We start from the raw sequence: 17,930 nt of genomic DNA, 5'->3' as shown, positions 1-17,930 counted from the left end.
TCAACCGGGCGCGGCGCAGGGCTGCTTCACGCTTGCTTGAACAGCAATGCAACACCTGGGAAATACTGGCCGTGCTCGTTGTGCAGCTTGCGATAGGCGTACGGGAAGTACCAGGCCACGGCGCAGGTGGTGTGCTTTTGCAGGTCATCGACCAGATCCTGGAGTTCTTCCGGGCTGGCGTGCTGGCCGGCTTTCCACGGGCTGACGAACAGCGCCCCGGCTTTGAGCTGGCTGGCATAGGCAATCGGCTTGGCGGCGCTGGTGGTTTCTTGCAGGGCGGCGGTCAGGTCGAGCCGGGCGATGCGCGGCCAGCGCTGGCTGGCGTGCAGGTGGATCGACTCCTCGGCGGTGCTGATGGCCAGGTCACAACGGCCTTCGCGCTCGCTTTCTTCGCGTTGCTTGCTGCTGGCAAACTGGGTCAGGGCGACCAGCTCGGCTTGCCAGGCAGCCGCAGCCAGCAGGCCGACGTTGGCCGCTGCGCCATGCCAGTAAGGCGCGTCGCTGGCATGGTTGAGTTCGGCGAAGCGATCGATGCAGTCGACCCAGCGCTCCAGGGCAGGACGCAAAAACTCCAGGCGCGGGTTGTTGATGATCAGACCTTGCATGCTGCGCACTCCTTATTGTGATTATCGCGGTCAGCTACAGTGATGGCGATATGATATCAATGCTAGCAGTCTGCGCTGTACTGTCGAATCGGCCATTGATCCAGGCCAAACCGGCCTTGTTTCATTGACGCTCCCGGTGCAACCCTCTAACCTTCGCGGCGTGTTTCAGGTGCCCTGCGGACTGCGGTCTGGCGGGGTGAAACTGGGAAGCCGGTACCAGTCCGGCGCTGCCCCCGCAACGGTAGGTGAGCCGCGTACGTAGCGCTCACGAGCCCGGAGACCGGCCTGTTACTGCCAACGGCATCACGGAGGGTGATGCACAGTTCACTGTGGTTTGCGCCACGGCGCCTGCGCGTTCTCCGTTTGCCTGCCTTTCGATCTGTCGCCGCCCGGTGCGCGCGCAGGCACTTGCGGAGAACCTTATGAGCGACAACCCCGAACGCGACGAACGCCACCTGGCGCGCATGCAGCGCAAAAAGGCGATCATCGACGAGCGCATCGCCAACTCTCCCAATCAATGCGGCCTGCTGCTGGTGCTGACCGGTAATGGCAAGGGCAAAAGCAGCTCGGCTTTCGGCATGCTCGCCCGCGCGCTGGGCCATGACATGCAGTGCGGTGTGGTGCAGTTCATCAAGGGTCGCAACAGCACCGGCGAAGAGCTGTTCTTCCGCCGTTTCCCCGAGCAGGTGCGCTACCACGTGATGGGCGAGGGCTTTACCTGGGAAACCCAGGACCGCCAGCGCGACATCGCCGCGGCAGAAGCCGCCTGGGCGGTATCGCGGCAAATGCTGCAGGACCCGTCGATTCATTTCGTTGTGCTGGATGAGCTGAACATCGCCCTCAAGCATGGTTATCTCGACCTGGACCAGGTGCTCACTGACATTCAGGCTCGTCCGCCAATGCAGCACGTGATCGTCACCGGCCGCGGCGCCAAACCGGAAATGGTCGAACTGGCCGACACCGTCACCGAGATGGGCATGCTCAAGCACGCCTTCCAGGCCGGTATCCGCGCGCAGAAGGGCGTGGAACTATGAGTGACCCGCGCCAGTGCCCGGCGGTGCTGATCGCAGCGCCCGCTTCCGGGCAGGGCAAGACCACCGTGACCGCAGCCCTGGCGCGCCTGCACCGCAACCTCGGGCGCAAGGTGCGGGTGTTCAAGTGCGGTCCGGACTTTCTCGACCCAATGATTCTGGAGCGGGCCAGCGGCGCGCCGGTGTACCAGCTCGATCTGTGGATGATCGGCGCGCAAGAGAGCCGGCGACTGCTCTGGGAAGCTGCCGCCGAGGCCGACCTGATCCTCATCGAAGGGGTCATGGGCTTGTTCGATGGCACTCCGTCCAGCGCTGATCTGGCGCGCCATTTCGGCGTGCCGGTACTGGCGGTGATCGACGGTACCGCCATGGCCCAGACCTTTGGTGCGCTGGCCCTGGGCCTGGCACGCTACCAGGCCGATCTGCCGTTCGCCGGGGTGCTGGCCAACCGGGTTGGCAGCCTGCGCCACGCGCAACTACTTGAAGGCAGCCTGACCGAAGGCCTGCGCTGGTACGGCGGGCTGTCGCGCGAGCGCGGCATCGAGCTGCCCAGTCGCCACCTGGGCCTGGTGCAAGCCAGCGAACTGAACGACCTTGACCAGCGCCTCGACGCCGCCGCCGAGGCCCTGGCTGGCAGCTGCGATGCCGCGTTGCCGCCAGCGGTGAGCTTCGATGGCCCCGCTTTGCCAGCACCGTTGCCCTCGCTGGCTGGGGTGCGCATTGGCGTAGCGCACGACGAAGCGTTTGCCTTCATCTATGGCGCCAACCTCGACCTGCTGCGGGCCATGGGCGCGCAGCTGGAATTTTTCTCGCCGCTGCACGACAGCGAGCTGCCGCAGGTCGACAGCCTCTATCTGCCAGGCGGCTACCCCGAATTGCACCACCATGCGCTGGCCGCCAATACGCCGATGCTGGACGCGATTCGCGCTCATCACAGTGCAGGCAAGCCGCTTTTGGCCGAGTGCGGCGGCATGCTCTACCTGCTTGAAAACCTGACCGATGTTGCCGGTGAGCGCGCCGCGCTGGTTGGTTTGTTGACTGGCGAGGCGGTGATGCAGAAGCGCCTGGCAGCACTGGCCCTGCAAGCGGTGGAACTGCCCGAAGGCACTCTGCGCGGGCACACCTATCACCACTCGCTGACCACCAGCGAGCTGGAGCCAATCGCCCGTGGCCTCAGCCCCAACGGCGGCCGCGGCAACGAGGCGGTGTACCGCCTGGGCCGGCTGACGGCCTCATACGTGCACTTCTATTTCCCCTCTGACCCCCACGCGGCGGCGGCGCTGTTGCGACCATGAGCGAGCATGCCTTCTCCGATGCCGAACGCGCTGCGGTGTACCGAGCGATCGGCGAGCGCCGCGACATGCGCCACTTTGCCGGTGGCGAAGTAGCGCCGCAGGTGCTCACACGCCTGCTGGTGGCCGCGCATCAGGCCCCCAGTGTTGGCTTGATGCAACCGTGGCGGTTCATCCGCATCAGCCAGCGCGACTTGCGCGGACGCATCCAGACCCTGGTCGAGCAGGAGCGGGTGCGCACCGCCGAAGCCCTTGGCGAGCGCTCCGACGAATTCATGCAGCTCAAGGTCGAAGGCATCAACGACTGCGCCGAGCTCTGGGTGGCAGCGCTGATGGACAAGCGCGAAGCGCACATTTTCGGCCGCCGCACCTTGCCGGAAATGGACCTGGCCTCGCTCGCCTGCGCAATCCAGAACCTCTGGCTGGCCGCGCGCGCCGAAGGCCTGGGCATGGGCTGGGTATCGTTGTTCGACCCGCAGGCACTGGCCGAGCTGCTGGCCATGCCAGCCGATGCCAAGCCGGTGGCGGTGCTCTGCCTGGGCCCGGTCGAGGCGTTTTACCCAGCACCGATGCTGGCCCTGGAAAACTGGGCCGAACAACAGCCACTGAGCGCCATGCTCTACGAAAACCAATGGGGAGAACGCGCATGAGCGTGGCCTTGCTGACCGTCGCCGGTGTTGCCCTCGACGCGCTGCTGGGTGAGCCGAAACGGCGCCACCCGCTGGTTGCTTTCGGCAATTTTGCCGCACGCCTGGAGCAGCGCCTGAATGCGGGTGGTCGCGGCTGGCGCAGCCATGGCGTCAGCGCCTGGTTTCTGGCCGTGGTGCCGTTGACCTTGCTGGCACTGTTGCTGTCCTGGCTGCCGCTGATCGGCTGGCTGGTCGATGTGCTGGCGCTGTACTGTGCGTTGGGGCTGCGTAGCCTCGGTGAGCACGTAATGCCGGTGGCTGACGCACTGCGCCGCGGTGATCTGGCCGAAGCCCGGCGTCGGGTCGGCTACCTGGTCAGCCGCGAGACCGCTGAACTGGACGAAACTGCCGTCGCCCGCGCTGCCAGCGAATCAGTCCTGGAGAACGGCAGCGATGCAGTGTTTGCTGCTTTGTTCTGGTTCATCATCGCCGGTGCGCCCGGGGTGGTGCTGTACCGGCTGAGCAATACGCTCGATGCCATGTGGGGCTATCGCAACGAACGCTTCGAGCGCTTCGGCTGGGCGGCGGCGCGTATCGACGACGTCCTCAACTACATTCCTGCAAGGCTGGTCGCCCTGACTTACGCGCTGCTCGGCAAGACCCGCCTGGCGCTGACCTGCTGGCGGCGTCAGGCGCCACTGTGGGACAGCCCCAACGCAGGCCCGGTGATGGCCAGCGGTGCCGGTGCGCTCGGCGTCGAGCTGGGTGGGCCTGCGGTTTATCACGGCGAGCTGCACGAGCGGCCGCAGCTGGGCGAGGGGCCACCGGCCGATGCCGACGCCATCGAGCGCGGCTGGAGCCTGGTGCAACGCGGCGTCTGGTTGTGGCTGCTGCTGATCTGTCTGGGAGCGTATCTGAATGCTTGAACATGGCGGCCGCCTGCAACGCGCAGTGCGTGAGTACGGGATTGCCCGCGAGCAGTGGCTGGACCTGTCCAGCGGTATTGCCCCATGGCCCTTTGCAATCCCGGCGATTGCGCAGGCTGCCTGGGCGCGCTTGCCGGAGAGCGAAGATGGTCTGGAGCAAGCTGCGCGTCACTACTACGGCGCCACGCAGCTGCTGCCCGTGGCAGGCTCGCAGGCCGCCATTCAAGCCTTGCCACACCTGCGCGCGGCGGGCCGGGTAGGGGTGCTGACGCCGTGCTATGCCGAACATCCCTACGCCTGGCAGCGTGCCGGGCATCAACTGATCGAGCTGGCCGAGGATGATGTCGAGCAGGTGCTGGATAGCCTCGACGTGCTTGTTGTGGTCAACCCCAACAACCCCAGCGGCCGGCTGTTCACGCGCGAGCAGTTGCTTGCCTGGCATGCACGGCTGGCTCGGCGTGGTGCTTGGCTGGTGATCGATGAGGCGTTCATCGATACCAGCCCAGCCCAAAGCGTGGTCGACTGTGCCGAGCGAGCGGGGCTGATCGTGCTGCGTTCGTTCGGCAAATTCTTTGGCCTGGCCGGTGTGCGGCTGGGGTTTGCCATGGCCGAACCAAGCCTGTTGGCCCGCCTGGCCGAACTGCTCGGGCCGTGGGCCGTGCCGGGGCCGACCCGCGTGCTGGGTCAGGCCTGCCTCAACGACAGCGCTGCGCAATTGGCCCAGACCGTGCGCTGCGCGCAGGCCAGCCAGCGCCTGGCGGCTTTGCTGGACGACGCAGGCCTGGCGCCGACCGGCGGCTGCGAGCTGTTCCAGTACCTGCGTTTTGAACAAGCCCGTCATCTGCATGCATTTCTCGCCCGCCGCGGCATCCTCGTGCGCCTGTTCGAGCACCCCGCAGCGCTGCGCTTCGGCCTGCCCGCCTGCGCGGCAGAAGAGCAGCGCCTGGCCCAGGCGCTGGCTGACTATGAAAAGGAATCGGCATGACCACGCTCATGGTGCAAGGCACCACCTCCGACGCCGGCAAGAGCACCCTGGTGACTGCCTTGTGCCGTTGGCTGCTGCGCCAGGGCGTTGCCGTGGTGCCATTCAAACCGCAGAACATGGCGCTCAACAGTGCCGTCACTGCCGACGGCGGCGAAATCGGTCGCGCCCAGGCTGTGCAGGCGCAAGCGTGCCGGCTGGCACCGCACACCGACATGAACCCGGTGCTGCTCAAGCCCAACAGTGACACCGGTGCCCAGGTGATCATCCATGGCCGCGCCGTGACCAGCATGAATGCGGTCGCCTATCACGACTATAAGGCCATCGCCATGCAGGCCGTGCTGGCCTCGCACCAACGCCTGCAAGCGGCATATCCGGTGGTGATGGTCGAAGGCGCCGGCTCGCCGGCCGAGATCAACCTGCGTGCTGGCGACATTGCCAACATGGGCTTTGCCGAGGCGGTCGACTGCCCGGTGATTCTGGTGGCTGATATCAATCGTGGTGGCGTGTTCGCCCATCTGGTCGGCACCCTCGAGCTGCTCTCGGCCAGCGAGCAGGCGCGGGTCAAGGGTTTTGTCATCAATCGTTTTCGTGGCGACATCGCTTTGCTCCAGCCGGGCCTCGACTGGCTGGAGCAGCGCACCGGCAAACCGGTGCTGGGCGTGCTGCCGTACGTTACCGATCTGCACCTGGAGGCCGAGGACGCCATCGATGCGCGCCAGCCGGCCAAGGCCGAGCGGGTGCTCAAGGTGATCGTGCCGGTGCTGCCGCGGATCAGCAACCACACCGATTTCGACCCGCTGCGCCTGCATCCGCAGGTCGATCTGCAGTTCATCGGGCCCGGCCAGCCGATCCCGCCGGCCGACCTGATCATCCTGCCCGGCTCCAAGAGCGTGCGCGCCGACCTCGCGCAATTGCGCGAGCGTGGCTGGGCCACGGCCATCGAGCGTCACCTGCGCTACGGCGGCAAGCTGATCGGCATTTGTGGCGGTTTGCAGATGCTCGGCCATGAAGTGCGCGATCCGCTCGGGCTGGAGGGCCCCGCAGGCACCAGCCCGGGTCTGGGCCTGCTCGACTACGTCACCGAACTTGCAGCCGACAAACAACTGCGCAATGTTGCCGGCAGCCTGCTGCTGGAGCAGTCACCGGTGGCCGGCTACGAGATCCACGCTGGCGTCACCCAGGGCGCGGCGCTGGAGCGGCCTGCGGTGGTCTTGGCCGACGGCCGCTGCGACGGCGCGATCAGCGCTGACGGGCAGATCCTCGCGACCTATCTGCACGGCCTGTTAGAAGGCAGCCAGTCCTGCGCGGCGCTGCTGCGCTGGGCGGGCCTGGAAGCCGTGCAGAGCATCGACTATGAAGCACTGCGCGAGCGCGATATCGAGCGCCTGGCTGACCTGATCGAAAAGCACCTGGACACTGACCAATTGCGCCAACTGTGTGGAGTCGCCGGCCATGCATAGTCTGATTCTGGGTGGTGCCCGCTCGGGCAAGAGCCGCCTGGCCGAGCAACTGGCAGACAGCTGCGGACTGCCGGTGACTTACATCGCCACCAGCCAGCCTCTCGATGGCGAAATGAACGAGCGCGTGCAGTTGCATCGCCAGCGCCGTCCGGCACATTGGGGCCTGATCGAAGAGCCCGTGCAGCTCGCCGCTGTGCTGCGCGCCGAAGCCGCTGAAGGCCGCTGCCTGCTGGTCGACTGCCTGACCCTGTGGCTGACCAACCTGCTCATGCTCGACGACCCCGAGCGCCTCGCTACTGAACGCGATGCGCTGCTCGAGTGCCTGCCGGGGTTGCCGGGCACGCTGATTCTGGTCAGCAACGAAAGCGGCCTGGGCGTGGTGCCCATGGGCGAACTGACCCGCCGCTACGTCGACCTGGCCGGCCTGTTGCACCAGGCGGTGGCCGAGCGCTGCCAGCGCGTGGTGCTGACGGTCGCCGGCCTCCCTCTCATGCTTAAAGGACCTGCTCTATGAACCCTTTCTGGTGGCGTGATGCCTGCCAAGCTGTTGATCACGCTGCCATCGAACGGGCCTGTGCGCGTCAGCAGCAATTGACCAAACCGGCCGGCTCACTCGGTCAGCTGGAAACCCTTACGCTGACCCTGGCCGGCCTGCAGGGCCGCGAGCGGCCAAGCCTGGAGCAGGTCGCCATCAGCATTTTCGCCGGAGACCATGGCGTGGTCGCGGAGGGCATCTCGGCCTACCCGCAGGCCGTGACCGGGCAGATGCTGCGTAACTTTGTCGGCGGTGGTGCGGCGATCAGCGTGCTGGCGCGGCAATTGGGTGCGAGCCTTGAGGTGGTCGACCTCGGTACCATCGAGCCAAGCCTGCAGCTGCCAGGTGTACGCCACCTGCAACTGGGGACCGGTACCGCCAACTTCGCTCAGCAGCCAGCGATGACCGACGCGCAATTGCAGGCTGCCCTGCAGGCCGGCCGCGACAGCGCCCAGCGTGCTGCCGAGCAGGGTACTCAACTGTTTATTGGCGGTGAGATGGGCATCGGCAACACCACCGCTGCGGCGGCCCTGGCCAGCGTGCTGCTGGCTTGCCCAGCGCGTGAACTGAGTGGCCCGGGCACTGGCCTGGACAGTGTCGGTGTGCAACACAAGGCCGCCGTGATCGAGCGCGCGCTGAAGCTGCATGGCCTGCAGGCAGATGACCCGCTGCGGGCGCTGGCCTGTGTCGGTGGCTTTGAAATTGCCGCGCTGGTGGGGGCTTATCTGGGCTGTGCCCAGCAGGGTGTTGCAGTTCTGGTCGACGGTTTTATCTGCAGCGTCGCGGCGCTGGTCGCCGTGCGCCTCAATCCGCAGTGCCGGCCTTGGCTGTTGTTTGCCCATCAAGGCGCCGAGCCGGGCCATCAGGTGCTGCTCGAGGCGCTGCAGGCCGAGCCGTTGCTCGCCCTCGGCCTGCGTCTGGGCGAGGGCAGTGGCGCAGCTCTGGCGGTGCCGCTGCTGCGGCTGGCCTGCGCGCTGCACGGGCAAATGGCGACCTTTGCCGAAGCGGCAGTCGCGGATCGCCCGGCATGATCATCGACCTGCTGCGCCATGGCGAAACCGAACTGGGCGGCGGCCTGCGTGGAAGCCTGGATGACGCCCTGACGGCCAAGGGGTGGGCGCAGATGCGCACGGCAGTGGAGCAGACCGCTCCGTGGCAGGCGCTGATCACCTCGCCATTGCAGCGCTGTGCACTATTTGCCGACGAGCTGGGGCAGCAACTGGCGCTGCCGGTGCAGCGCGAAGCGGGTATCCGTGAACTGCACTTCGGTGATTGGGAAGGGCGCACAGCGCTGCAGATCATGCAGGACCAGGCCGATCAGCTCGGCCAGTTCTGGGCCGATCCTTACGCCTACACGCCGCCCGGCGGCGAGCCGGTGGCCGCCTTCGCTGAACGGGTGCTGACGGCCATCGACCGCCTTGCGCTCGAATATGCCGGGCGGCACGTATTGCTGGTGACCCACGGCGGTGTGATGCGCCTGCTGCTGGCGCGGGCGCGGGGCTTGCCGCGTGAGCAGTTGCTGCAGGTCGAGGTCGGCCACGGTGCGCGGGCGCGCCTGCAGTGGCAGGCCGGCATCCTTCACGAGGTGCTCTGAGATGCTGCCCTGGTGGATCGCCCTGCAGTTTCTCAGCAGCCTGCCCGTGACCTTGGCAGGCATGCCCGAGCCGCGTCAGATGGGCCGCTCGTTGCTGTTCTATCCACTGGTGGGCTTGCTGTTTGGCGTGCTGCTGTGGCTGGCCAGCTACCTCTTGCAAGGCACCGCCACGCCGTTGCAGGCGGCCCTGCTGCTGACACTGTGGGTACTGCTCAGCGGGGCGCTGCACCTGGATGGACTGGCCGACAGCGCCGATGCCTGGCTGGGCGGCTTCGGTGATCGTGAACGCACGCTGCTGATCATGAAAGACCCGCGCAGCGGGCCAATTGCAGTGGTCACCCTGATGCTGGTGCTGCTGCTCAAATTCTGCGCGCTGTGGGTGTTGCTCGAGCGCGATGCGGGGGCTTGGCTGCTGCTGGCGCCTGTAGTTGGACGGGCGGCGATGCTTGGGTTGTTCCTGAGTACTCCGTATGTGCGCGCAGGTGGCCTGGGGCAAGCCCTGGCAGAGCACTTGCCGCGTCGCGCCGGCAACGGAGTCCTGCTCGCCACCGTGCTGGGTTGCGTCTTGCTCGGCGGCTGGACTGCGCTGTGCACAGGGCTGCTGGCGTTGCTGGTGTTTATCGGCCTGCGCCGGGCGATGTGCCGTCGGCTGGGTGGTACTACCGGCGATACCGCCGGTGCCGTACTGGAATTGCTGGAGCTGACAGTGGTGCTGAGCCTGGCCTTGATGCCACTCGCCTGAGTCATATGCGGTCGGTACATGTTTGGAAATATCGTGCAATTTGCGGCAATCGTTCGTTAGATGCCGCTGAGCAGGGGCGGGCGTATCCTCGGCCGCCCGTTAACCTCTACCTTGGAGGCACTGCTCATGCGTCAGTGGATTCTCGCCAGCCTGTTGCTCCTGACCAGCGCGCAAGTTACTGCGGCCGATCTCATGAGTTTCTGGGATACACCGCGCCATGGCGGCAACAGTTTCAATCGGCTGCCACCGACCCAAGCCTACTTCGAAGCCTTGCATGGCTACGGCGCCACCTGGGTGCGGTTGTCCTACGACAAATGGCGCCCGGAGCAACGCGACTTCCTGCTCGGCGATGCCGACGCCTACCAAGGCCTGACGGCTGCTGACGTGAGTCAGTTACGTCAGGTGCTCGACCACGCCCATGCCGCCGGGCTCAAGGTGGTCATCGCGCCGCTCTCATTGCCGGGCATGCGCTGGTCGCAGAACAATCAAGGCCGGTTCGATGACCGCCTGTGGCAAGACAAACATTACTGGGACCAGGCCGCTGCGTTCTGGCGTGACCTGGCGGATGTGCTCAAGGACCATCCGGCAGTCGCTGGTTACAACTTGATCAACGAACCCGCACCAGAAAAGCAGGGCGGGCTGGCCGAGCATGCCGACCGCCAGCAGATGCGCCAGTGGTACGCCGCGCAAAAGGGCGGCGCACGCGACCTGCCAGCGCTGTACAAGCAGATCATTGCAGCCGTCCGAGAAGTTGATAGCGTCACCCCGATCATGCTCGATGCCGGCTGGTTTGCTGCGGCTGATGCGTTCAGTTACTGGCCAGAGCCGTTGGCTGATCAGCGCTTGCTCTACAGCGTGCATATGTACGAACCGTACGCAGCCACCAGCGCGCCCAACATGACCCGCAAGGTGCCATTGGCCTATCCGGGTACGGTGCCGTTCGCCGGGCGCGAAGAGCATTGGGACGGCCAGCGTGTGGCGGCATACCTGCAGCAGTCGCTGGACTGGGCCGATGCCGTGCAGTTGCCGCGTTCGCGCCTGGTGGTCGGCGAGTTCGGTTGCATGCGCCGTCTGCCCGGCTGCCAGCAATATCTTGAAGACGTGCTCGCAGTTACCGACAGCAACGCGCTGCACTGGGCCTTCTACAGCTTCCGTGAAGACAGCTGGGATGGCATGGACTATGAGCTAGGCACCGGCAAGGTGCCATGGCGTTACTGGCAAGCCATCGATGAGGGCGCGGCAGATCCAATAGCGCGCAAGGCTACCCCCGCATTCGAGCCGATTCGACGACGCTTGCAGCCGCAGGCAGGCGCCCCCGGTGCTTAGCGGCGCAGATGAAACCTGTTGCAACAAGTGGAGTGCGGGTATATACACGTAATCATGTTGACCAGTGAATGCATCTGCACCCACCTACGTCGTGCCGCCCGCGGGGTTAGCCGACACTATGACGAGGCCTTGGCTGACTTCGGCATCAACGTTGCCCAGTTTTCCCTGTTGCGTCAGCTGCAGCGGCTGGACCGCCCGAGCATAACCACTTTGGCGCAAGTCATGGGCCTGGACCGGAGTACCCTGGGACGCAACCTCAAGGTGCTTGAGGCCGAAGGCCTGGTGACGTTGGCCGAAGGTGCCGACCAGCGCAATCGGGTGGTGCTGTTGAGCGAGGCGGGCGCGACCTGCCTGCATGACGCCGGCCCGGCCTGGGAGCAGGCACAACTGACATTGGTGGACAAGCTCGGCGCCGGACAACGTGACGAACTGGTGCGCTTGCTGGGCGTTTTGGCCTGACGTGGTTCGACTATAAACGGGTATATACCTGTAATTAACCTTGCGGCTTGCTGGAGAAAACAATAATGACATCGGTGTGGCGAACCAGCGGCTGGGTGCTTCTCGGCGCAGCATTGATCCTGGCCTTGTCGCTTGGCGTGCGCCATGGCTTTGGCCTGTTTCTCAACCCCATGAGCACGGAATTTGGCTGGGGGCGTGGGGTATTTGCCTTTGCCATTGCCCTGCAGAACCTGATCTGGGGCCTTGCCCAGCCTTTCGCCGGCGCCTTGGCGGACCGCCTCGGCGCGGCGAAGGTGGTGATCATTGGCGGCATCCTTTATACCGCTGGCCTGCTGACCATGAGCATGGCTGACTCGCTCTGGTCGCTGTCGCTGAGCGCCGGCCTGCTGATCGGTATCGGCCTTTCCGGCACCTCGTTCTCGGTCATCCTCGGCGTGGTCGGCCGCGCGGTGCCAGCGGAAAAGCGCAGCATGGCCATGGGTATCGCCAGCGCCGCCGGCTCGTTCGGCCAGTTCGCCATGCTGCCCGGCACCCAGGGTCTGATTCAGTGGCTGGGCTGGTCGGCGGCGCTGCTGGTGCTGGGCCTGATGGTGGCGCTGATCGTGCCGTTCGTGGCCATGCTCAAGGATCGCCCCATGCCCAGCCAGGGCGTCGATCAGACGCTCGGCCAGGCACTGCGCGAGGCCTGTTCGCATTCGGGCTTCTGGCTGCTGGCGCTGGGCTTTTTCGTCTGCGGTTTCCAGGTAGTGTTCATCGGTGTGCACCTGCCGGCGTATCTGGTTGACCAACATCTGCCCGCCGCAACCGGGACAACGGTGCTGGCGCTGGTCGGCTTGTTCAATATTGTCGGCACCTACACCGCCGGCTGGCTCGGTGGACGGATGTCCAAGCCACGCCTGTTGACCGCGCTGTACCTGCTGCGCGCGGTGGTCATTGTTCTGTTCCTGTGGGCGCCGGTGACCCAGTTCAGTGCCTACCTGTTTGGTATCGCCATGGGCCTGCTGTGGCTGTCGACGGTGCCGCTGACCAACGGCACGGTGGCAACCCTGTTTGGCGTGCGCAATCTGTCGATGCTGGGCGGGATCGTTTTCCTGTTCCACCAGGTCGGGGCGTTCCTCGGCGGTTGGTTGGGCGGGGTGGTCTACGATCAGACGGGCAGCTATGACCTGGTCTGGCAGATCGCGATTGTGCTCAGCCTGGTCGCGGCTGGGCTCAACTGGCCAGTGCGCGAACGGCCTGTCGCGCGCCTGCAGGCGCAGCCGGCATGAGGCGCTATGTGCTGCAGGGCTTGCTGGCCGGGGCAGGCTTGCTGCTGCTGGCGGTGGCCTGGTGGGGATGGCAGCAGGGCGGTCTGGCATTGATGCAGCTGGGCATGGGCGCCTGTTAAGGGCTACCCTGCAGGTTCAAGGACTTGCAGGAGTGACTGAGAATGATGCATGCACGCTGGCTATCGATACCGTTGCTGTGCCTTGCTCCGCTGGCCGCGAGCTGGGCGGCGGACTGCCCTGAACTCCTCCAGGGCAGCCTGCCCAAGCTGGGCGGCAAAGAGCAGATCGACCTGTGCCAGCGCTTCGCCGGCAAACCGCTGGTGGTGGTCAATACTGCCAGCTACTGCGGTTTCGCTCCGCAGTTCGAAGGGTTGGAAGCCGTCTACAAGGCCAATAAAGAACAAGGCCTGGAAATCCTCGGCGTGCCCTCCAACGACTTCAAGCAGGAAGACAAAGACAGCGAGAAAACCGCCAAGGTCTGCTACGCCAACTACGGCGTCACCTTCACCATGACCCAGGCGCAGCACGTGCGCGGCAACGATGCCACGCCCCTGTTCGCCGAGCTGGCCAAGCAAAGCAGCGCGCCAAAGTGGAACTTCTATAAGTACGTGGTTGATCGCCAGGGCAAGGTGATTGGTAACTTCTCCAGCCTGACCAAACCGGACGATCCGGAATTCAAGGCCGCGATCGCCAAGGCCATCGCGTCCAAGCCGTGATGTCAGTGTGGGTGCACGGTAAGTGCAACCAGGCGCACTACCACTGGCCGTACCATCAACACACATAAGAAGGCTACCGGCATGGCCAGCTGGTAGGCTTTGAACACGTTGCGCAGGTAATCGTCATTGATGCCGGAGTTGGCAGCGGTGATGACGAAGCACATCAGGCACGCCATGATCGCCGACATATACAGAGCGAATACATAAGGCGTGGCGGCGGGGCGCAACTTACGGTTAGAGCGGGTTTGAGGCAGTTCTTGCATGAGAGAGCTCTCCCTGGTTAGCCGATTCAGGCTTGCAGGTTAGCAAGTGCTCGGTTGGCCTTGTAGACCGGATTCGTTGAGTTCTTTATAAAGAGAATCTTACGAATATCGGGATCTGTCCTGTGGATCTGCTCAATACCATTCGCAGCTTCATCAAGGTGGTCGAGACCGGCAGCATTGCCGCTGGCGCCCGCACGCTGGGCCTGTCGCCTGCCGCGGTCAGCCAGAACCTGGCCCGGCTTGAAGCGCACCTTCAGGTGCGCCTGTTGGCTCGAACCACGCGCAGCATGAGCCTGACGCCGGCGGGCAGCCTTTATTACGAGCGAGTCAGGCAAATCGAGCATGATCTGGCGTTGGCCGAACTGGCGGTGACCACGCCTGACAGCGAGCCCCAGGGGCGGCTGTGCGTTGCCTCGACGTCAGCATTTGGCCGGCATGTGCTGGCGCCGCTGATCCCGGCGTTCAGCGCGCGATACCCGCAGCTTTCAATAGAGTTGGTAACGAATGATCGACGCGTCGATCACGCCAAGGAAGGGGTCGATGTAAGCCTGCGTATCAACGCCCAGCTGGAAGACAATCTGGTCGCCCGCCATCTGGCGCAGATTCCTTTCGTCTGCTGCGCATCGCCCGGTTATCTGGCCAAGATGGGCATGCCGCCTGCGCCCGAGTCGCTACGCACGCACCGTTGCCTGGTGTTCCGGTATCCGGTGGATGGCCGTTACCTGCGCTGGGGGTTCGTCCGTGACGGCTTGCGCTTTGACGCCGAGTTTGGCCAGGTGCTGGTCAGCGATGACGTCGATGCATTGGCGCAAATGGCCTTGAACGACGGGGGTATCACTCGCCTGGCCGAGTTTATCGTCAGGCCGCATTTGCAGTCGGGAGCGCTGGTGGCGTTGTTTGAAAACCGCGATGCAGGTCAGGCCTACGCGCAGACCGAGCCGATGGATGTGTTTGTATGCGTGGCGGACCGCTCTGCCATGACCGCCAAGGTGCGTGCGTTCATGGATTATCTGCAGGAGTGTCTAGGTGATGTCTGGCCTGTGCCAGGGTGAATTGGGGGCCGCAGAGCGGCCCCCGTACCTCAACCTCAGAAGCGATAGGTCAGCGATGCACCTACGCCATGAGCGCTGTTTTCGTACTTGGCCTGGTACGAGCCTTTCAACAGGCCTTCCTGCGCCGTGCCCGGCTGGTTGTTGACCTTGGTGTCTTCTTCCCACAGGTAGGAGTAAGCCACGTCGATGGTCATGTCTTCGTTCGGGCTCCAGCCTGCGCCAAGGCTGAAGATCTTGCGGTCACCAGTCGGGATCCGTGGCGAGCGGTTTTCGTTGTTGGTCGGCGACTGATCGACCGAGAAGCCAGTACGCAGCGTCCATTGTTTGTTGACCTTGTACGATGCGCCAATGGCATGCGCCCAGGTGTCATGCCAGTTCTGCTCTTCGCTGATGGTCTGGAACGCTGAACCGCGCAGCGCTGCCGGAACGTCGTTCTCGACAGTGATGTCCTTCAGGCGGCTCCAGCGGGTCCAGGTGCTGCCGGCGTACAGTGTCCACTGGTCGTCGAGTTCGTGAGTGACCGAGAAGTCCACCGACTCCGGCGTCTTGATATTCAACTTGGCGTCGAATTTGTCACCGTTGTATGGGCCGATCAGTGCTGTGCTGACGCGGGTTTTGCCTTCCAGCTTGTAGTCGACCATCGAGTGATAGGTCAGGCCGAGGCGGGTGCGATCAGTTGCCTGGACCATGACGCCGACGTTGTAACCGATGGCAACGTCGTCGCCCTTGATTTTTACTTCGCCATCGCCCTGACCGATGAATCGCTGGTTGAGGTTGGAACCCAGCTCACCCTCGATACGGTTGATGGTCGGGCCGAAACCAATCGATACCTTGTCGTTGAAGGCATAGCTGACAGTCGGCTGGAAGGTGACCACTTCTACGTGGCTTTTCTTGCCCCAGTAGCGCGCAGCGTCGTCGCTACCGTAGTCGGTAACCAGACCAAACGGCACATAGACACCAAAACCGACGCTCCAGTGATCATCGATCGGCTTGACGTAGTAACCCATGGGTACGCCGACGACCGGCACCATATCGCCATCGGTTTCACCGCCATAGCTGCCCTGACCGCTGATCTTGGACTTGGCAATCACGGCTGCACCACCGACGGTGACTTGTTCGCGCTTGAGCCGCGACATGCCGGCAGGGTTGCCGAACACGGTGCTGGCGTCTTCGGCAGAAGAAGAACGACCCGCGAAACCTGTCCCCATACCGCTGATGCTCTGCTCGTTGAGCGCAAAGCCGCTGGCCAGCAATTGGCTGGAAGCGAGGGCAACAGCAACGCCGAGGGAGGTTTTGAGCATTGATTTTTTCATTATTGTGAAACTCCTTGGGATCTCCGGGGCGAAAAGCTACCAACAAATCGCGCGTCGCGCTATAGGCTCAAACGCAGGAGATAGAGCGGTTTTGTAGGACAATCCGACCAGAGTCGTGTTTTTTCTCGATTTCTGTAGGAGCAGTCCTACGACTCCGGCGCCATCACTGGCTCGATGCAGGTATGCCAAGCATGGGTGAAGTCACGCAGCCGTCCCTGCGGATGGAAAATCTGCCGCCATATTCGCGCGTGCCCGAGCAGGTCGTCTGCCGCCGGTAAGGGCAACGCACGCTGTTCGATCAGCATCCAGGCGATGGCGGTGGAGTAGCGCAGGTTGACGGCCAGCTCCAGGTGCGGCCCGCGCAGGAAGGCATGCTGGCTGGCCAGGCCGCGGATCAGGCTGGCTAGTTCCGGGTCGTGGGCAAGAAACTCGTCCCAGAGCGCCTGGTGGCGGCTTTCGCCGATTCGGTAGAGGCCGTGCCCGCGGCGGTCGTGCAGGGCAGAGCCCAAAGCCGACTGGCTGGCTGCAACGCCCAGCAGCAAAGCTTCGGCGCTGGCGCAATGCCGGCCGAGGTAAACCAGGGTGGGTTTGATTACATAACGACACAATTCACTGGCAGCGATACCCATGATGCCCTCATTCAATTAAGGGCCGACGGGCGCTGGAGCTTGGCAGCTGGGGAAGGGTCAGGCCCGTCGGAAGCGGATCGCACCGCTCGAGTTGAAGTGTAGTGTGATAATCACGGTGTAAAGGCCTGTTTTTAAATCGATTACTGCCAGAGGTTGGGGGCCATATGCTTTGCAGCAATTAAGCCAAGAGCCAACCGGCAGTAGTTTCGATGGCAAATTCAGCGCGCGAATGGGCTGATATTCAGCCCTTACGCGACCAGCGACTGACGCGTGCGGTCGATCACTGCTTGCAGTGGGCCGGCGCGGTTGTACTGCTCTGGATACAGACGTTCGCTGTGGCAAGCAATGCCATGCTCGTCAACCAGGGTGAAGCTGAAGCTGCCCTTACGCGGGGCAACGATAAGGCACTTCAATGGAGCGAAGGCCTGGGAAAGCGTGCCAACGGCACTGTGAAACTGATGATGATTTGTCATTATGTGGAGGTTCCTGCTTTGGACACGGGATTCGATCCGTGCATCTTATAAACGTTCCAGTGACGCCTTTATTAAAGTGGCGCTGAACCTGACTGGAACAGGGCAGCCAGAGGTGGCGCATCAAATTAGGTAGGCGCTTGGCTGACTGGTAGGTACGTCAAAAGGCGGGCAGGCACACCGAGGCAAAGGTTCATGGCCTCTGGGTGAAGATCCCGATCAATCTGCAAGGGTGATTCGCGCTTGAGCAGCTTTGGCTGCCGAGTGAATCATCGAAAGGGCCGGTCCTGTTTCAGCAGTTCGTGCTCTTGGGGGGAGCCGGGCACTGCAGGGACCTTACTGGCCAGAATTGACTTTCAGCTGGGTACTAACGAGGGCCACCCTACAGGATTAATCCAAGGCTGGCAAATTTATTTAGAGAATGACCCGCGAAGCCGATCATTATGGCGCTTATGCACACGCCTGTGAAGGGGCAATTGTGTAGCCTTTATTAGCCGAGATGGGCCACTTTGGTTCATTTGGTTGCAGCATTGCGGTGCACTTGTACACATTCAGCGCAGCCATTGTCAGGCTGCGCCATTCGTTCGGATAGCTCGGGCAATGCCTGGGCCGCGTCCTTAAGTCAATGAAAAAAA

General features: G+C 63.7%; 21 protein-coding genes and 1 riboswitch. Of the genes, 16 read left to right on the top strand and 5 right to left on the bottom strand.

From position 1 onward, the window contains the following. Positions 1-26: 26 nt before the first annotated feature. Complete coding sequence (locus K3F44_RS13625; RefSeq protein ID WP_220632425.1) at positions 27-605, bottom strand: hypothetical protein; 579 nt, start codon at positions 603-605, stop codon at positions 27-29. A gap of 150 nt (positions 606-755) precedes the next feature. Next, positions 756-909, top strand: a riboswitch (cobalamin riboswitch). 118 nt (positions 910-1,027) lie between these two features. Between K3F44_RS13625 and cobO the strand changes: the two genes are divergently transcribed. From cobO to K3F44_RS13555, 15 genes are all read left to right on the top strand, one after another. Next, the gene (gene cobO, locus K3F44_RS13620; protein WP_150572521.1) at positions 1,028-1,639 is read left to right on the top strand and encodes a cob(I)yrinic acid a,c-diamide adenosyltransferase; all 612 of its coding nucleotides are present in this window, start codon (positions 1,028-1,030) and stop codon (positions 1,637-1,639) included. Continuing rightward, the gene (locus K3F44_RS13615; RefSeq protein ID WP_220632424.1) at positions 1,636-2,931 is read left to right on the top strand and encodes a cobyrinate a,c-diamide synthase; all 1,296 of its coding nucleotides are present in this window, start codon (positions 1,636-1,638) and stop codon (positions 2,929-2,931) included. Before cobO ends, K3F44_RS13615 begins: the two co-directional genes overlap by 4 nt. After that, on the top strand, positions 2,928-3,578 hold the full coding sequence (gene bluB / locus K3F44_RS13610; RefSeq protein ID WP_220632423.1) for a 5,6-dimethylbenzimidazole synthase: 651 nt from the start codon (positions 2,928-2,930) through the stop codon (positions 3,576-3,578). The genes K3F44_RS13615 and bluB overlap by 4 nt, the downstream gene beginning before the upstream one ends. Then, the gene (cbiB, locus tag K3F44_RS13605; protein ID WP_101321732.1) at positions 3,575-4,483 is read left to right on the top strand and encodes an adenosylcobinamide-phosphate synthase CbiB; all 909 of its coding nucleotides are present in this window, start codon (positions 3,575-3,577) and stop codon (positions 4,481-4,483) included. Before bluB ends, cbiB begins: the two co-directional genes overlap by 4 nt. Continuing rightward, positions 4,476-5,468 (top strand): threonine-phosphate decarboxylase CobD, encoded by a 993-nt coding sequence (gene cobD / locus K3F44_RS13600; RefSeq protein ID WP_220632422.1) that lies wholly within the window; start codon positions 4,476-4,478, stop codon positions 5,466-5,468. The genes cbiB and cobD overlap by 8 nt, the downstream gene beginning before the upstream one ends. Beyond that, positions 5,465-6,928 (top strand): cobyric acid synthase, encoded by a 1,464-nt coding sequence (locus K3F44_RS13595; protein WP_220632421.1) that lies wholly within the window; start codon positions 5,465-5,467, stop codon positions 6,926-6,928. Before cobD ends, K3F44_RS13595 begins: the two co-directional genes overlap by 4 nt. Next, positions 6,921-7,442 (top strand): bifunctional adenosylcobinamide kinase/adenosylcobinamide-phosphate guanylyltransferase, encoded by a 522-nt coding sequence (gene cobU, locus K3F44_RS13590; RefSeq protein ID WP_150570932.1) that lies wholly within the window; start codon positions 6,921-6,923, stop codon positions 7,440-7,442. Before K3F44_RS13595 ends, cobU begins: the two co-directional genes overlap by 8 nt. Further along, positions 7,439-8,494, top strand: a complete 1,056-nt coding sequence (gene cobT, locus K3F44_RS13585; protein WP_220632420.1) for a nicotinate-nucleotide--dimethylbenzimidazole phosphoribosyltransferase — start codon at positions 7,439-7,441, stop codon at positions 8,492-8,494. Before cobU ends, cobT begins: the two co-directional genes overlap by 4 nt. Beyond that, the gene (cobC, locus tag K3F44_RS13580) at positions 8,491-9,057 is read left to right on the top strand and encodes an alpha-ribazole phosphatase family protein (RefSeq protein WP_101321727.1); all 567 of its coding nucleotides are present in this window, start codon (positions 8,491-8,493) and stop codon (positions 9,055-9,057) included. The genes cobT and cobC overlap by 4 nt, the downstream gene beginning before the upstream one ends. A gap of 1 nt (position 9,058) precedes the next feature. Further along, positions 9,059-9,799, top strand: coding sequence for an adenosylcobinamide-GDP ribazoletransferase (locus tag K3F44_RS13575; protein WP_220632419.1), 741 nt, complete (start codon positions 9,059-9,061; stop codon positions 9,797-9,799). Positions 9,800-9,925: 126 nt separating this feature from the next. Next, the gene (locus tag K3F44_RS13570) at positions 9,926-11,125 is read left to right on the top strand and encodes a glycoside hydrolase family 5 protein (protein WP_409077647.1); all 1,200 of its coding nucleotides are present in this window, start codon (positions 9,926-9,928) and stop codon (positions 11,123-11,125) included. A gap of 54 nt (positions 11,126-11,179) precedes the next feature. Then, positions 11,180-11,584: a MarR family winged helix-turn-helix transcriptional regulator gene (locus tag K3F44_RS13565; protein WP_101321724.1), complete on the top strand. Its 405-nt coding sequence runs from the start codon at positions 11,180-11,182 to the stop codon at positions 11,582-11,584. A 65-nt stretch (positions 11,585-11,649) separates the two neighbouring features. Beyond that, positions 11,650-12,852: an MFS transporter gene (locus K3F44_RS13560; protein ID WP_409077646.1), complete on the top strand. Its 1,203-nt coding sequence runs from the start codon at positions 11,650-11,652 to the stop codon at positions 12,850-12,852. Beyond that, entirely contained in the window at positions 12,849-12,971 is a 123-nt protein-coding gene (locus tag K3F44_RS24840; RefSeq protein ID WP_259406994.1) for a hypothetical protein, read from the top strand. The genes K3F44_RS13560 and K3F44_RS24840 overlap by 4 nt, the downstream gene beginning before the upstream one ends. Before the next feature lie 45 nt (positions 12,972-13,016). Beyond that, positions 13,017-13,568, top strand: coding sequence for a glutathione peroxidase (locus K3F44_RS13555; protein ID WP_101323091.1), 552 nt, complete (start codon positions 13,017-13,019; stop codon positions 13,566-13,568). Between the two features lie 2 nt (positions 13,569-13,570). Here K3F44_RS13555 and K3F44_RS13550 read toward each other — a convergent pair whose 3' ends face one another. Further along, entirely contained in the window at positions 13,571-13,831 is a 261-nt protein-coding gene (locus K3F44_RS13550; RefSeq protein ID WP_150570929.1) for a DUF2798 domain-containing protein, read from the bottom strand. Positions 13,832-13,953: 122 nt separating this feature from the next. Between K3F44_RS13550 and K3F44_RS13545 the strand changes: the two genes are divergently transcribed. Further along, positions 13,954-14,883 carry a LysR family transcriptional regulator gene (locus tag K3F44_RS13545; protein WP_101321721.1) on the top strand — a complete coding sequence of 310 codons (930 nt, stop codon included), beginning with the start codon at positions 13,954-13,956 and terminating at the stop codon, positions 14,881-14,883. Between the two features lie 35 nt (positions 14,884-14,918). On the opposite strand, the gene K3F44_RS13540 is transcribed toward K3F44_RS13545, so the two are convergent. From K3F44_RS13540 to K3F44_RS13530, 3 genes are all read right to left on the bottom strand, one after another. Continuing rightward, on the bottom strand, positions 14,919-16,196 hold the full coding sequence (locus K3F44_RS13540; protein WP_101321720.1) for an OmpP1/FadL family transporter: 1,278 nt from the start codon (positions 16,194-16,196) through the stop codon (positions 14,919-14,921). Between the two features lie 146 nt (positions 16,197-16,342). Then, positions 16,343-16,825: a hypothetical protein gene (locus K3F44_RS13535; RefSeq protein ID WP_103438260.1), complete on the bottom strand. Its 483-nt coding sequence runs from the start codon at positions 16,823-16,825 to the stop codon at positions 16,343-16,345. Positions 16,826-17,073: 248 nt separating this feature from the next. Then, positions 17,074-17,298: a hypothetical protein gene (locus K3F44_RS13530; RefSeq protein ID WP_101321718.1), complete on the bottom strand. Its 225-nt coding sequence runs from the start codon at positions 17,296-17,298 to the stop codon at positions 17,074-17,076. Between the last annotated feature and the right edge of the window lie 632 nt (positions 17,299-17,930).

This window comes from Pseudomonas sp. S07E 245 (assembly GCF_019599025.1).
Lineage (GTDB): Bacteria > Pseudomonadota > Gammaproteobacteria > Pseudomonadales > Pseudomonadaceae > Aquipseudomonas > Aquipseudomonas shirazensis.
Note: the sequence above shows the minus strand (reverse complement) of the source record. Positions and strands in the feature narration are given on the sequence as shown.